This is a genomic window from Micromonospora mangrovicola (assembly GCF_047200535.1).
In the GTDB taxonomy this organism is placed as follows: domain Bacteria; phylum Actinomycetota; class Actinomycetes; order Mycobacteriales; family Micromonosporaceae; genus Micromonospora.
The window spans coordinates 1-14,571 of sequence record NZ_JBJZOG010000129.1; the positions used below are offsets into that span (position 1 = coordinate 1).

At 71.6% G+C, this 14,571-nt stretch carries 15 protein-coding genes, 1 tRNA gene and 1 pseudogene; 13 read left to right on the forward strand and 4 right to left on the reverse strand.

All coding sequences use genetic code 11. From position 1 onward, the window contains the following. Window positions 1-154, forward strand: a pseudogene (locus tag ACL02O_RS30490) (IS982 family transposase); the annotation flags it as partial. A gap of 152 nt (window positions 155-306) precedes the next feature. Here the strand turns inward: ACL02O_RS30490 and ACL02O_RS30495 are convergent. Continuing rightward, entirely contained in the window at window positions 307-486 is a 180-nt protein-coding gene (locus ACL02O_RS30495; protein ID WP_412821629.1) for a helix-turn-helix domain-containing protein, read from the reverse strand. A gap of 175 nt (window positions 487-661) precedes the next feature. Between ACL02O_RS30495 and ACL02O_RS30500 the strand changes: the two genes are divergently transcribed. From ACL02O_RS30500 to ACL02O_RS30555, 12 genes are all read left to right on the forward strand, one after another. Further along, a tRNA-Gly gene (locus ACL02O_RS30500) sits at window positions 662-734 on the forward strand. A 24-nt stretch (window positions 735-758) separates the two neighbouring features. Then, on the forward strand, window positions 759-2,111 hold the full coding sequence (locus tag ACL02O_RS30505) for a putative antirestriction adenine methyltransferase (RefSeq protein WP_412821630.1): 1,353 nt from the start codon (window positions 759-761) through the stop codon (window positions 2,109-2,111). Next, window positions 2,108-2,566, forward strand: coding sequence for a hypothetical protein (locus ACL02O_RS30510; RefSeq protein ID WP_412821631.1), 459 nt, complete (start codon window positions 2,108-2,110; stop codon window positions 2,564-2,566). The genes ACL02O_RS30505 and ACL02O_RS30510 overlap by 4 nt, the downstream gene beginning before the upstream one ends. Then, on the forward strand, window positions 2,563-3,504 hold the full coding sequence (locus ACL02O_RS30515; protein WP_412821632.1) for a ParB N-terminal domain-containing protein: 942 nt from the start codon (window positions 2,563-2,565) through the stop codon (window positions 3,502-3,504). Before ACL02O_RS30510 ends, ACL02O_RS30515 begins: the two co-directional genes overlap by 4 nt. A gap of 184 nt (window positions 3,505-3,688) precedes the next feature. Continuing rightward, window positions 3,689-3,979 (forward strand): Acb2/Tad1 domain-containing protein, encoded by a 291-nt coding sequence (locus tag ACL02O_RS30520; RefSeq protein ID WP_412821633.1) that lies wholly within the window; start codon window positions 3,689-3,691, stop codon window positions 3,977-3,979. Between the two features lie 62 nt (window positions 3,980-4,041). Continuing rightward, window positions 4,042-4,665: a hypothetical protein gene (locus tag ACL02O_RS30525; protein ID WP_412821634.1), complete on the forward strand. Its 624-nt coding sequence runs from the start codon at window positions 4,042-4,044 to the stop codon at window positions 4,663-4,665. Then, the gene (locus ACL02O_RS30530; protein ID WP_412821635.1) at window positions 4,643-4,783 is read left to right on the forward strand and encodes a hypothetical protein; all 141 of its coding nucleotides are present in this window, start codon (window positions 4,643-4,645) and stop codon (window positions 4,781-4,783) included. Before ACL02O_RS30525 ends, ACL02O_RS30530 begins: the two co-directional genes overlap by 23 nt. Then, window positions 4,780-5,160, forward strand: coding sequence for a hypothetical protein (locus ACL02O_RS30535; RefSeq protein ID WP_412821636.1), 381 nt, complete (start codon window positions 4,780-4,782; stop codon window positions 5,158-5,160). Before ACL02O_RS30530 ends, ACL02O_RS30535 begins: the two co-directional genes overlap by 4 nt. A 3-nt stretch (window positions 5,161-5,163) precedes the next feature. Next, the gene (locus tag ACL02O_RS30540; protein ID WP_412821637.1) at window positions 5,164-6,558 is read left to right on the forward strand and encodes a terminase large subunit domain-containing protein; all 1,395 of its coding nucleotides are present in this window, start codon (window positions 5,164-5,166) and stop codon (window positions 6,556-6,558) included. An 87-nt stretch (window positions 6,559-6,645) separates the two neighbouring features. After that, window positions 6,646-8,265 (forward strand): ParB/RepB/Spo0J family partition protein, encoded by a 1,620-nt coding sequence (locus ACL02O_RS30545; RefSeq protein WP_412821638.1) that lies wholly within the window; start codon window positions 6,646-6,648, stop codon window positions 8,263-8,265. Continuing rightward, entirely contained in the window at window positions 8,262-9,008 is a 747-nt protein-coding gene (locus ACL02O_RS30550) for a recombinase family protein (protein ID WP_412821639.1), read from the forward strand. Before ACL02O_RS30545 ends, ACL02O_RS30550 begins: the two co-directional genes overlap by 4 nt. Before the next feature lie 12 nt (window positions 9,009-9,020). Then, window positions 9,021-9,314: a hypothetical protein gene (locus ACL02O_RS30555; RefSeq protein WP_412821640.1), complete on the forward strand. Its 294-nt coding sequence runs from the start codon at window positions 9,021-9,023 to the stop codon at window positions 9,312-9,314. Between the two features lie 88 nt (window positions 9,315-9,402). Here the strand turns inward: ACL02O_RS30555 and ACL02O_RS30560 are convergent, their stop codons facing one another. The 3 genes from ACL02O_RS30560 to ACL02O_RS30570 form a co-directional block, all read right to left on the reverse strand. Continuing rightward, window positions 9,403-9,597 (reverse strand): hypothetical protein, encoded by a 195-nt coding sequence (locus ACL02O_RS30560; RefSeq protein ID WP_412821641.1) that lies wholly within the window; start codon window positions 9,595-9,597, stop codon window positions 9,403-9,405. Between the two features lie 486 nt (window positions 9,598-10,083). Continuing rightward, window positions 10,084-10,443 (reverse strand): hypothetical protein, encoded by a 360-nt coding sequence (locus ACL02O_RS30565; RefSeq protein WP_412821642.1) that lies wholly within the window; start codon window positions 10,441-10,443, stop codon window positions 10,084-10,086. Between the two features lie 271 nt (window positions 10,444-10,714). Continuing rightward, complete coding sequence (locus tag ACL02O_RS30570) at window positions 10,715-14,470, reverse strand: hypothetical protein (protein ID WP_412821643.1); 3,756 nt, start codon at window positions 14,468-14,470, stop codon at window positions 10,715-10,717. Between the last annotated feature and the right edge of the window lie 101 nt (window positions 14,471-14,571).

The window sequence follows — 14,571 nt, forward strand, 5'->3', positions numbered from 1 at the left end:
AGGCCAACTCGACCTGGAAGAACACGGCGGACGGACCTTCACCGGCGTCGCTGTGCGTGTCGCCCAACGTCTACTCGCCATGGCCGCCGCGATCTGGCACAACAACAAGACCAGCGCACCAGTCACCCGCTCACTGATCGCCTACGACCACTGATCGAGTTCGGAACTACTCGTCTATTTGGGGACGATCCTCCTAGGACGGTCTGGCGGGTGTGGCGTGGGGCGAGGACGTCCAGGCACCGGCGTCGGGCCGGCGGGAACGATGAGTGCGAGTAGCTATCGCGACCATCCCGGACGCCCCCACGATCAGCGCCGCGCCGTGGCGGGTGCCGGCTTGTAGGCCGCGGCCAGGTCCTCGTCGGTGAAGCGGACCTTGCGGCCGAGCCGATGGCACGAGATGCGGCCCTTGGACACCCAGCGCCGGAGGGTTGTCTCCGCGACGCGAAGCTTCGTCGCGGCCTCGGCGTAGGTGTAGTCCCTGGCCACCTCGTCCTCCTCCTGCCCTCCGACGTTGGGTGCGGGGTCACTGTAGACCATTGCGGCCCGGTGGGTCTACGGTGGGCTACGCCCGACCACGGCAAGATCGGAAGCTGCCAGCACCTCTCGCCGGCCGCCGGGTGTACGGCTACGATGTGGCACTGCGCGTGCATGGCACGCAGTCGCGCTGGAAGTGCTGTTGGCTGGCACGCCGCCGTTCCACGGTGGAGGCCCAGGTTCGAGTCCTGGCCGGCGCTCGACGCCCGGCCACGGGGAAGGTGGTGAGCGGCGTGTTCCACGGCAGCATTCCGGCGGACCTGCGATCGATCATCTACGAGCACGCCGAGTCGTGGCCGGACACCGACCTGTATGTCGGCTGCTCGGGGAACTTCACGATCGAGCGGACGCTGCACAGCAGGCCCGGCGAGCGGCGCGCGATCCACGGCAACGACGTCCAGGCGTACTCGAGCGCGCTGGGCTGGTGGCTCGCCGGCCGGGACCTGGACTACCGGCTGAAAGACGAGCACCGCGAGGAGCTGGCCTGGCTGGAGCCGTACCTGGGCACGTCGACGGACACCCTGGCGACGCTGATGCTCGGCACCCGGTTCCTCCAGTACGTCGGCCGGCAGGGCGTCTACTACGAGCGGATGGTCCGGGCGACCGTCGGCCAGTTCCCGACGATGCACGCCAAGACGGTGGGGAAGCTGTCCGCGCTGACGCTGCGCCTGGCGGACTACTACTGCGGGGACGTGCGGGACTACCTGCGCGACGTCGTGCCGGCCGACGCGCCGGTGGCGATGTTCCCGCCGTTCTACGCGGGCGACTACGAGGCGCAGTTCGCCGGGATCGACGAGTTCTTCGACTGGCCGGCGCCGACGTACGACCTGCTGGACGAGGACGGCAAGGAGGAGATCATCGGGGCGGTGCTCGACCGGCCCCACTGGATCCTCGGCCTGCACATCGCCCGCGACGAGCTGCGCCCCTGGCTACGCGGCGTCGTCCAGACCTCCAACCGCGGCATGCCGATCTACGTGTACGCCAGCTCCGGAGCGCGGCGCGTGGTCGCGCCCGCCCAGCAGGTCGCGCCGGTCCTGCTGCCGAAGATCGGGCCGCGCGATGACCTCGGCGACCGGATGGCGCTGCACGTGCTGACCGGCGGCCAGTTCTCGGCCGTGCGGTCGCAGTTCATGAGCAAGACGATCCTGCCCGGCTCCCCGCTGCTGGCCTGCGGCGTCAGCGTCGACGGCAAGCTGATCGGGGCGTTCGCGTACCTGCCGCCGAAGTTCGACCCGAGCACCGCCTACCTGATGAGCGACTTCCCGGTGTCCTGGACCCGGTACCGGCGGCTGGCGAAGCTGATCGTGATGGCGGCCGCCAGCCGCGAGGCGCAGCTGCTGTTGCAGCGGTCCCTGTCGAAGCGGCTGTTCGGCTGGTCGACCACGGCGTTCACTGACCGGCCGAACAGCGCGAAGTACGGCCGGGGCATCCCCGGCGTGAAGTTGCAGAAGCGCAGCGAGCCGGCCGCCGACGGCATCCACCGCTACCAGCTCCAGTACGGCGGCCCCCTGGGTGACTGGACCCTGCAAGAGGCGCTGGCGGAGTGGAAGCGCCGCCACGGGAAGGACGAGCGATGAGCGACGAGCACCGCGGCGGCGAGCCGCCCGCCGAGCTGCCCGGCTGCCCGAAGACGCTGTGGGACGCGATGACGCCCTACCAGTGCGACGAGGGCGCCGACACGGGCGTGTGCCCGACCCACGGCCGGTTCCGGATGCCGCCGCCGTCGGCGGACCCGGACAAGCCGTGCCGGCACGTCGACATGCACCTGGACGCCGACGTGCAGCGGCTGACCGCCCCCGACGACGACACCACGGTGGTGGCGTACATCGTGGAGCTCTCGATCCGCTGCCTGGCCTGCCAGGAGCGGTTCCGCTGGTCGGGCGTGCCCGCCGGGCTGATGCCGAACCGGCCCGCCTGCTCGGCGGACGAGTTCGTGCTGCACGCGCCGATCCGGCCGGCGAGCGCCGACCCGGACTTCGGCCTCGGCATCCCCGGGTTCGCCATCCAGTACCGGCCGGGAGGCGAGCGGTGAGCGACGTCGACGAGCTGGCCGGGCCCGCCGACGGCGGCCCGCTCAACCTGCGTCCCGAACGGGTCGACCCGCGCACCCTGACCCTGCTGGAGGTCAACGCGCGGTACATGCGCAAGGAGGTGTACGACCGCCTGGTGGCGAACGTCCGCCGAGACGGCGCGCTCACCAGCACGCCGCTGGTGTGGAACGACGAGGCGGGCGGCCGGATGGTGGTGCTGTCCGGCAACCACCGGATCATGGCCGCGCTGGACGTCGGCCTGGAGCAGGTCGACGTCATCGTGGTCGACCAGCCGCTGACCCGCGCCCGGCAGGTCGCCTTGCAGCTGTCCCACAACGCGATCGAGGGCGAGGACGACCCGGCCACGTTGAAGCACCTGTACGAGGAGCTGGACGACGTGGACTGGCGGGCCTACTCGGGCCTGGACGACAAGCAGCTCGACCTGCTCGCGCAGGTCGACCTGGAGGGCCTGTCCGAGGCGAACCTGGACTTCGCCACGGTGCAGCTGGTGTTCCTGCCGCACGAACTCGAGGCGGCCCGCGCCAGCTTCGACGAGGCCCGCAAGCTCACCCAGGCGGACGCCCGCTGGCTCGCCGGGTACGGCGACTACGAGTCCACCCTGGACGCGCTCGCGACGGCCCACGGCGCCCACAACGTCGGCAACGTGGCCACCGCGCTCGGCCTCATCCTGGCGGTGTTCGAGCGGCACCTCGGCGAGCTGCGCGACGGCGTGTGGCTCGACGAGGAGAGCGGCGAGCCGATCGGCCACGCGCACCGCCTGGTGCCGATCGAGACGGTGCTGGAGACGCGCTCAATGCCGGCCGACGCGGCGGCGGTGCTGCACCGCGCCGTGGACAAGCTGGTCCGCTCCGGCGAGGTGCCCGCCGACCAGCGGTGGCGGGCGCTGGAGCTGCTGGCCGCCGACTACCTGGCCGGGTGACCGGCGTGCGCGTGCCGTACGCCCTGCTGATCGCCACCCTCGTGGTGGTCCTCGGCGGCCTGCTGCTCAGCTGCATCGCGCACTGGCCCGGCTGACCCGGGCACCGCAGACCCCCCGGCCGGCACCGCGCCGACCGGCGAGACGGCCGCAGTACCCGACCGCGGCCCGACCCCTGGAGGAAGAGATGAACGGACCCGCCCAGAGCGGCGAGGACCTGTACGCCGGCCTCGACGAGCGCCAGCGGCACGAGCTGGACCGGCGCTGCGACTACCACCCGCCGGTCGACCTGGCGACCGCCGAGGCGCACGCCGCATGGCGGAAGACGATCAAGGGCGCGATGGCCGAGGCGATGCGCAGCCTGCCGTCCGGCCGGGAGACGTCGATGGTGCTGACCAGCCTGGACGACGCCCTGATGTACGGCAACGCGGCGATCGCCCGACCGCCCATGAGCGGAGGACGCAGGCCGGGGCACTGAGACGTGGGCGGCCCGGCGCTGCACCCGCCGGGCCGCCCGCCCAGCAGCACGAGGGGGTGACCATGAGCGAGCCGGAGATCCTGGCGTGGGACCGGCAGCGCAACGAGCCCGAGAAGGCGTACGGGTACTTCGCCCTGTACCGCGACCTCGGCCGCACCCGCACCGTCGCGAAGGTCGCCGAGCAGGTCAACAAAAGCCGGGATTACCTCCACAAGCTGGCGACCCGATGGAAGTGGGTGCAGCGGGCGTCGGCGTGGGACCGGGAAGAGGACCGGCTGTATGCCGAGGGCCTGGCCGAGCAGCGGCGCGACATGGCCCGGCGGCACGCCCGGATCGCGTCGGCGCTGCAGGGGAAGCTCGTCACGCGGTTGCAGAACCTCGACGCGTCGAAGCTGACCCCCGGCGACATCGCCCGATGGCTGGAGGTGTCGACGCGGGTCGAGCGCCTGGCGCTGGGCCTGCCGGACTCCACGACGGCGCACACCGGGCCGGACGGCGGGCCGATCCGCGCCGAGGTCGAGCAGATGACCGAGCAGCAGCGCGCCGACTTCTTCCGGGCGCTGATGGCCGAGGCGGCGGCCCGCGCCGGGCAGGCCGCGCCGGGCGCCGAGGGGCGCGACCCGGCCGGCGACGACGACGAGGACGGGGACGGGGAGGCGGCCGATGGGCCAGAGGAGCAAGGCTGACCAGGAGGCGTGGATCGCGGTGGAGATCCGCGCGCCGCGCTGGGCGGTGTTGTGCGTGTCGGTCGGCGCGCTGCTGGTCGGCATGTGCGGGGTGGCGCTGGTGGCGCTGCGATGGTGAGCGGCGGCCCTCGGTCGGCGCGGCTGCTGACCGGGCACCGGACGCCGGCCGCCGCCCCCGCGTACCGGCAGGGCGGCCCGGTGGTCGGCCCACAGACGTGGGAGGCGCTGCGGCCGGCACCGCGGCTGAGCGTGCCGCCGCCGGTGCCGCTGACCCGCGAGCAGAAGCGAGCTCTCGCCCGCCGGGCGTGGGGCTGGCGGGCGCTGCTCGGCGCGTGGCTGCTGCTGATGGCGGCCGCCGCGTGGGCCGGGCTGCGGTGGGCCGGCCCGCGGTCGCTCGGCTGCCCGGCGGTGATGACGGCTGTGCTGGCGGGCCTGGCGTACGCCGGCTCGACGGACCTGCGCGAGCACGAGCGCGAGCTGCGCGGCGAGGGCTGACCGATGCTGCTGGCGTACCCGGACCCGGCGCTGATGACCGACGCCGAGCTGGCTGCGTACCTGCGCGAGGTGTCGGAGGTCCAGGGCCTCGTCCGGTACGACTGGCGGCGGCACGCCCGGCCCGAGCAGATGGAGCCGGCGTACTACCGGATCTGGATGCTGCTGGCCGGTCGTGGCTTCGGCAAGACCCGCACCGGGGCGGAGACGGTGCGCGGCTGGGCGGGCACCCGGCCGGGCGGGCACTACGCGGTGATCGCGAAGACGCACCGCGAGGTGTACAACGTCTGCTTCACGGCGCGGCGTGCCGGCCTGCTGGCGGTGATCCCGCCGAAGGAGGTGCGGACGTTCAACAAGAGCGAGCCGTACCTGGAGCTGACCAACGGGGCGATCATCCGCGGGTTCGGCGCGCAGGACCCGGACACGCTGCGCGGCTACGACTTCGACGGCTGCTGGCTCGACGAGTACGCGGCCTGGCCGTTGCAGACGGCGCAGGGCGTCTTCGACATGCTGTGGTTCTGCATGCGTGAGGCGCCCGACCCGCGCATGGTCGTCAGCACGACCCCGAAGCCGCTGCCGCACGTGAAGAAGCTGCTGGCGCGGGCGAAGAAGCAGCGGGCCCGGTCCCGCCGGCCCCGGGTGGTCATCACCCGGGGGCGGACGCTGGACAACGCGGCGAACCTCAGCGCGGAGGCGCTGGAGGAGCTGCTGGAGCAGTACGGCGGCACCCGGCTGGGCCGGCAGGAGCTGGACGCCGAGCTGCTGTCCGACGTCGACGGCGCGCTGTGGAAGTCGGCGTGGATCGAGGCCGGCCGGGTCGAGAAGGAGGACCTGCCGCCGCTGGTGCGCACGGTGGTCAGCGTCGACCCGGCGGACACGGTGTCGGAGACGAGCGACGAGACGGGCATCGTCGCGGTCGGCCGGGGCGAGGACGGCGAGCACTACGTGCTGGCGGACCGGAGCATGAAGATCGCCGGCATGGCGGCGGCCCGCCGGATCTGGCAGTGCTACCTGGACGTCGACGCGGACGTGGTGGTGTACGAGGGCTCGTCGGCGTGGCTGCGGGACATCCTGGTCGACGCCTGGATGGCCATGCAGAAGGAGGGCGTGCTGCCCGGCGGTGACCCGCCGCTGGACGTGGTGCAGGCCCGCCAGTCGAAGCGGGTGCGCGCCGAGCCGGTGGCCGCCCGGTACGAGGTCGACCCGCCCCGGGTGCATCACGTGGGGACGTTCCCGGCGCTGGAGGACCAGCTGACGACCTGGACGCCGGAGTCCGGCGACAGCCCGGACCGGCTGGACGCCCTGGTGCACGGCGTGACGTACCTCCGGTCGAAAGAGTCCCGGCGGGCGGCTTTCGCGTCGCCGCTGCGGAGCAAAGCCGCAGGTCAGAGCAGTTCCTGATTGGACGGTTATGGCGATGTTGGATACAATGAATATGTACGCCACGCGGCGTACCTCCGTGTTCACATGGAAGAGGAGAGACAGGAAGTGACAGCACCGACGAAGACGCGGCGCGCGACGAAGAAGAGCGCGCCGTACCTCGCCCAGCTCGACCCTCGCGAGCTGGTCGCGCACCCGACCAACCTCCGCACCCAGCTCGGCGACCTGACCGAGCTGCGCGCCTCGATCGCCGCGAGCGGCGTTCTGCAGGCGCTGACCGTCGTCCCCGAGGACGGCGGCATGCGGATCGTCGCCGGGCACCGCCGCGCGGCGGCCGCCGCCGAGGCGATCGAGGCCGGCGAGTGGCCGGACGGCACGCCGCAGACCGTGCCGTGCCTGGTGCGGCCCGACATGGAGGGCCTGGCCCCCGCCCAGGTCGTGGCCATGCTGATCGAGAACGACCAGCGCGCCGACCTGACAGAGAGCGAGCGGGCGAACGGGTACGCGCAGCTGGAGCTGTTCGGCCTGGACGTCGCCGAGATCGCCCGGCGCACCGGCCGGACGCAGACGCACGTCAAGTCGGCGTTGAAGTTGAAGACGCTCGGCGACGTGGCCACCGAGGCGGCCGACGCCGGCAAGCTGACCCTGGAGGACGTCGCCGCGCTGGAGCAGTTCGAGGACGACCCGAAGGCGATGGAGCGGATCCTCAAGGGCGTCGAGAGCGGCTGGGGCGTCCGGCACCGGGTGCAGGAGGAGAAGCGAAAGCGCGACGACAAGAGCGCCACCGAGACGCTGACCGAGGAGCTGACGGCGGCCGGCGTCCGGGTGTTGAAGAAGCCGAAGGACTGGCCGTGGAACTGCGCGATGACCAAGGTCGAGGACCTGGCCGACGCCGACGACCAGCCGCTCGACGTGGAGGCGTTGAAGACGGTCGAGGGCTTCGGCGCGGTCATCGAAGGCTCGTACGGGAACATGCGGGCCGTCATCGTGTGCGAGGACCCCGAGGCCCACGGGTACAAGCGCACGAAGTGGACGCAGTACAAGAGCCCCGCGCAGAAGGTCGCCGAGGAGCTGAAGAAGCGGGAGGCCGAGGAGCGGCGGCAGAAGCTGCTCGACGCCGGCGGTGTGCGGCGGCGGTTCCTGGTCGAGAAGTGGGACAGCGCGAAGGCGGCGAAGACGCTGCTGGTCGACGCGATGCGCGCCGCCGTGGTGATGCCCGGCTTCTTCGACCGGTGCGAGGAGGAGATGGTCGCCGCGCTGGCCGGCGGTGACCCGCGCGACGGGCAGACGGCCGGCATCGACCGGCTGAACCGGCTGCTGGTCGCCCGGTTCGTCGCCGCGCACGAGGGCAACACGGCGACCGTGGCGGCCGGGCGGTACTCCAACCGGGAGCACCTGGTGCTGCCGTGGCTGAACCGCCTGGTGGCCGAGGGCTACGAGCTGTCGGACGCCGAGAAGACCTGGCACGCCGAGCTGGTCGAGGAGGAGGCCGAGCGGCAGCGCGCGATGGAGGAAGAGGAGGCCGAGCGCGCGGCCGAGCTGGAGTACGACGAGGCCGAGGGCTACGTCGAGGACGCCGAGGGCGTGCGGCCGATCGAGGACGTGCAGCTGCCCGAGGGCGACGTCGAGCCGGAGGAGCCGGAGGCCGCCGAGCCCGAGGCCGAGACGGACCCGTGCCCGGAGGCCGACCTGGACGCGGCCGAGCCTGACGCGAAGGACAGCGAGTGAGCGTGACCCCAGCGGGTCAGCCGGAGGCGCGTACCGAGCTGGTGCGCGCCTCCGGCGCCGGACCGATCGACAGCATGGAGGAGCTGCCGCGCGGGACCTGCCCGGCCTGCCAGGTGGCGATCGGCGAGGTGCACGCCGACGACTGCGACGTGGCCGAGTGCCTGGCCACCGGCCGCAAGCGCATGTGGTGCCGGGCCCAGCCGGACACCGCGGGCCACGACTGCGGCCGCGCGGACTGGACGGGCTGGTGGCCGGCGCACGCGGAGGCCCGCGAGTTCGGCTGGCACGTGCAGTGGGACGTGGAGGCGCGGAAGTTCGTGCGCTGCGCCCCCGACGTGGAGGGCTCCGGGCCGGACCTGACGCGGCTGTACGAGCACGCGCGGTGGGACCGGGAGGCGCGGCGGTGGCTGCGGAAGCGGGCGGTGCTGTTCTCCCGGGCGGTGCGCGGCGGCCGGGCCACGCTGGAGGAGCTGACGAAGCGGGCGCAGCGGTACTGCGCGGAGCAGGGCTACGAGGTGGTCGGCGAGCACGTCGGCACCCGCGGCTGGCGGGAGGCCGTGGCCGACGTCGACGAGGGCAAAGCCGACGTGGTGGTGGTGCCGACGCTGGACCGGCTGGGCTTCGGCAAGGAGGTGTTCGAGCGGGTCGACGCGGTGCAGCGGGCGGGCGGCACGGTGGCCGGCCCGGGCCTGCGGATCGACAAAGACGGCACGATCGTGGCGACGGCCACCGTGGAGATGTGAGGAGGGCTCACGTTGGAGCGAGAGAAGCGGATCATGCTGGCGTGCCCGCCGACGAACGTCAACGAGCTGCTGGAGGGCCTGGGCGTGCCGCCGTTCGTGCCGACCGTCGAGCACAGCCTGACGCAGTGCGGGGACTGCTCGACGGACGTGTGGATCGGGCCGCACCAGCGGGGCGCCGCCGAGCAGGCGCCGAACGCGACGCTGGTGCTGTGCATGGCGTGCGCGCTGGCCGAGCAGCACAAGCGGGGCGGCGGTGTCGTCGGGCACCTCGGCGGTGGCGGCGGCCGGCTGCGGACCGTGGGCTAGTCCGCTGAGCGGACCAGCGACGCGAGGCTAGTCCGCCGGGCGGACCAGCCGGCCCCCGCACCGATGGCGGTGCGGGGGCCGCGATGCATCAGCGGCGGACCTGCCGGGTCACCTGGTCCATCACGAGGTACGCGACCAGGCCCAGGCCCACCGCGCTGCCGATCTCGGCCGGAGCGAAGTAGCCGCCGCCGCTGATGCCGGTGGCGATTACCAGCTTGATAATTATGTTGATGGGAAGAGTCCGTTCGGGCGTTGGTTCCGCCGTGGTAATTACGGTCGTCACGAACGGGACTGATTGTGGAACTGATTGTGGGACTGATTGTGGGACTGATTGTGGGACCGGATTTCCGACCCCATGATGCGGTTCTGTGGTGCAGGGACGTACGCTGTTCATGCGACGAAGCCTTTCGACTGGACCCGAATCGGTTTCTCGTGCCTGACGGGCACCCGGGTGCAACCGGGTGCCCGTCGCTCGTTGCGTGCCGCGAGGCACGTCGCCCGGCGTGCCGAGTGGGCTGACGCGATCGCGTCCACCCTCGACAGCACCGGACGATGAAACTGTAGTTGGGGAATGGGACGTATTCCAAGCCAGGTGCGCTATCGGGCCCCCGGCGGCGCATCAGTCGACATTAAGTCGTCCGGCAGGCCCGATAGCGGCCCGCGAGGAATGCTGCCTGGCACGGTGGGGTGACGTCCAGGATTTCACAGTTTCGACACCCGGCTGGGCGGGCTATGTGCACCGGTCGCGGCCCGGGGCGAGCCGCGAGTCCTACCTCCGGCGGGCGTCGCAGCCGTCGGCGATGACCGGCTCCGCGCGGACGTCGCCGCACCGGCACCGGATGACCAGGTGCCCGCCGCACCGGCACGGCCACCAGTCGCGCATCCGTCGGGTCGCCGAGCCGCCCGCGTAGATGTGGCCGGCGCCGCAGCGGTCCGGCTCCTCGCCGACCAGCTCGCAGACCTTGCGGTAGGGGAAGGCGACCACGTGCGGGTCGGCGCGGGCCCGGTCGACCAGGCGGCGCAGCTCCGCGGCCGAGTCGACCACGCGCTCGACGACGGTCACGCCGGCAGGGCTGTTGTCGGCCCGGTCCCAGCGGACCGTGATGTGCCAGCGCGTTCGCCACTCCACACCTGCAGCGTAGTCGAACATATGTTCTAGCAGCGCCGGCACGCCAGTACCAACTGTCTGCTCGACCCGAGCTGCCCGCGTCGGGTGCCACGGCTGCTCATCGCGCGGGAGGCCCCGTTCTTGGGGGTGAACGGGGCCTACCTGTGCGCCACACGGGAACCGCGGGGGGCGAGGGGCATACCCGCTCCGGATGGTGGCCGCGCACCCCGACCTCTCAAACCGGTCACCGGCGCGGGCAAGGTCCGGTGCGAAGCGGGGCTTCCCGGGGTGGCTACTGTCGCAGCCCGTCGAGGAGATTCGTGACGGTGGTGAACGGATACGGCCCGCCGACGTACGCGGCCGGGACCGGGTGGCGGGTGACGAACATCGGGGCGATCTCGTAGGCCTCGCCTGGCCCGGGGGCGGGCAGCTTCAGCGCATCGGCCACTTGCTGCGCGTGGGCCTTCAGGTCGTCGTACTTGCGGCCTAGCTGGGTGGCGTAGCAGGGCTTGCTGCGGTCGAGGTAGAAGTTGTCGAGGTGGCGGCGGATCTCGGGAACCGCATACAGCTCGGCCGGGTCCTTGATCTCCAGCAGCCAGACAGTGCGGGAGTTGGCGCAGCCGGCGAGGACGTCGATCTCGCCCGACAGTGAGGGGACACCCAGCGGCTTGGGTTTCTTGACCCGTTCGAGGACGGTGTAGCCGGCTTGGCGCAGCATCGCGGCGACCTCGCTTTCCAGCCGCGTGTTGCGCCGGTTCCGGTACGCGCCGAGCGCGGTGTTGACCTTGTCGGGTGGAGTCGGCTGGCTCCACGGCAGCTGCCCCTGCATCAGGTGGTTCAGATAGATTTGGGCAGAGGCGTGACACAGGTGCGGCGCGACGAGCAGCGTGCCGTCCGGGGTTTGGACGACGGGCTGGATCAGGACCCGGCGGTGGCGGCTGCGCACCTGCCAGGGCTTCCAGTCGATCGCCTGGAACGCGGTCGTGGTGCTGGTGAGCAGACCCAGCGCGGTCCCGCAGCGCGAGACCGCGTTTTCGTCGCCGGCCCACGGCGCCGATTCGCTCAGATACTGCAGCACGTTCTCGCGGTCCGCGCAGGCGACGGGTGCGCCGCCGGGGTCCTGCGGCCATTGCGCCAGCTGGATCAGGGTCGTCAGCAGGTCGGTCAGCGTAGCCCCATACCCGGACAGCATGGCCGCGTCCAGGTCCGGGTCGACCCCGGGGTTGTTCGCCTCGCCCTCTTCGTCCTCGTCTGTGGTGGCGTCGACGGTCCCGTTGAGAAGTTCGCTCGCGCGAGCGGCCCGGAACCTGTCGACGTCGAAGTGATAGACCTTGACGCCGGCCTGGCCGGCGGGATCGACCGGAGGAGCGTCGTCGAGTGTCGCGCTGACCTCATAGGTGTCCGAGATTGTCAGCGCGGTCGGGCTGACCTGGTGATACACCGCCTCGCTGCGGACGGTCGCTTCCAAATATGTGTCAGCAGCCGCGATGATTTCCATCCAGGCCAGTTTGTCAACCGGATCGGTTCCCATCGGCTGCTCGCGCAGCGTGGCCTCCACGGCCGTCTCGCAGCACATACGAAGGGTCAGCAGCCGCGCCTCCTCGGTCTGGAACTTGGTCTCCGGGTCCCAGTTCAGGGTCATCTGCTGGGCTCGGCGCAGTTCCGGGGTCGTGCGGAGTTTGGCGGACACGACACGGGCGAGCTGGCGCATCCCGACCAGCAGGAGCTGCTCGGTCGGGTGCCGACGCAGCAACGTGGTGAGCTGGCCCAGGGCTGTCGGGGCGAGCACGGTCCGGTCGAGGTCGTTGGCCTGGCTGCCGCGGTAGGTTCCCGGCCGGGTGCCGGTCGCCTTGATCGCCCGTGCGACCTCGTAGTCCGCGGCCGAGCGCAGCGCCGTGCTAAGTGGCCACGGCTGCGGGAGCTCGCCGATGGCGGCCGCAGAGCCGTCGATCTCGATGACTAGCGTCGGGCTCGCCGCCGACCAGGCGTCACGGATCTGCCGGCCCGCGTCGCTACCGGCCCCGGCCGCCTCGACGGCCTGCTGCATCATCCGGGCCAGCGCCTCACGGCCTGCCTCGGCATCGTGATCGAGGTGTTGCGCGAAGGGCTCCGCATCCACGGTCAAGTGACAGGTCACCAAACCGTCTCCATGCGGCGCTGGGCCTGCTGCCAGTACCAGCGCATCGCCGGCGTCGGCGTCGCCCTCGGGCCTCAGACTCATGTCGATCTGGTACGCGCGGACATCTGTGCCCGCGTGCGCGGCTACCCACGTGTCGCGGATCTGGTCGAGGCCGAACGCAATCGCACCCGCGAGTTTGTACACCAGCTCACCTGCTGGCGTCATGCCCTCGGGCCGCAGACAGCGGATCGCGACCGGGACCTCGCCGGTGTGCACGATCCAGCCTGTGGGGATCGTCTCCGCAGCGGTCTTACCCGTGCGCTGCGGATCGCGTGTGGCCAGGGTTGGGTAGAGGTGGTACACCGTGGGAGGCCCGGCGTCCGGGTCCTCGACCGCGTCCCAGTCGTGCAGCGGCGGCAGCCCCACTGCGGCCAGTGCACGTTCGAGATCGGCGCGCTCGCTGCTGCGGTCCCACTCGGCGTCGCCGGCGTGCGGCTCGAACATCATTGCGGTTGGGGTGACGGCACCCCGGCGCAGCGTTTTGCGGTCCTGGCGCCACCACTCCCAGATGTTGATCGCCTCCCAGGCGAACATGCGCGGCCGGTTCTGGGCCGCCATCTCGCGCAGGAACAGCAGCAGATCGATGTCGTGTTCCGCCGTCGACGCGGCCCATTCAAGATCGTCCAGAGACATGGCGGGCAGCCCGGGCTGTTGCGGTGCCACGACGTGCCCCGCCCCAGCGAGCACAAGCAGCGGGACGATCTCCGTACCCGCGGCGACCGTCACCTGGCCCTCGGGCATCTTGATGACGATCGGCCGATCAGGATGCCGGGCAGCGCTCGCCGCGGCCCGCACCGCCGCTGTCTGTGACAGCTGCGCGTCGGACGAGGACGGATCGAGAACGGCGACGACCTGGACCGCGATAACCCGCCTGGGCCCGAAGTAGGCGAGCCACTGCACGACGTCGTCGGACGAGACCCGGGGCCCATCCGTGAGGTCGGGGGCTCCGACCACGTGGTCCTCGCCCACGAACCGCCGCAGCGCCCGGCGCACGCGGTCCGCCGCCAGCTGCGCGAACTGCGTCACGACGGCCGGATCCTCGGCGGCCCGGATCGCCAACTGGCCGACACCGAAGCCCGTGATCTCCGGAATGTAGGCGAGCGGCAACCAGAACTTGCAGGCCGATGTGGCAGCGGTGGGCAGGTCCACCGCGAGGTAGCGGCCGAACGTGCTTTCCGGATGCGTCAGGTCGAACGGCAACGCGGTGGGATGCGGCGCGGTGACCCAGGCCGTTGCCGCTCGCATCGATGCGGAATCCTGCAGGCCGGGCGGCAACGGCGCCGCAAGCAGGGTTCCGGCGGCCGCGAACTCCTGATCCGTCAGTGCGGGTGGTACGGCGCTGGACAAGTCGCTGCCGGACGGGCCGCCTTCGGGCCATGACGGCGCCATCACGGAGATCGCGTGGTCGGCGCGCCGCAGCGCAAGCTCGACGTAGTGCCTGATCCCGAACCCGAGCGCAGGCACCAGCACTGGGTCGGCGGCCTGCGCCACCATCTCCCACCGTGCCACGTCGGCGACCGGCCGCTCCACCATCCCTGGGAACAGGCGCAACGTATCCGAGCCGACCCGGGTGAGGACGACATCACGCGGGTCCTTCGGCAGGAAGTCCTCCCGCATCGGGATGCTCGGCTCCTCGTGTACCGCACCGTCCAGCAGCCCCGTTAGCTCGGCCGGGCCAACTGCGCGGCGGCCAGGCCGAGCACTGCGCAGCGCGGAGTTGAGCAGGTAGGCAACCGAGGTCCATCGGCGCCGCAGGCCAGGACTGGACGCCGCCGCGGTCAGCACCTGCAGCAGCGAGTCACGGTCGCGAGAGGAGAGACGCCGGCTTACGGTCACCGGGGCCGTCTTGCCCCGCTTCTGCTTGCCCACTCGTACGATCCTTCCCCGGCGCCGTTCAAGTGCGACCGCCTCTTCACGGCACGTGAGCGTAACAATGCGTAGGCGGGGCCGTCGTCTCAGTTTCCGGCCAC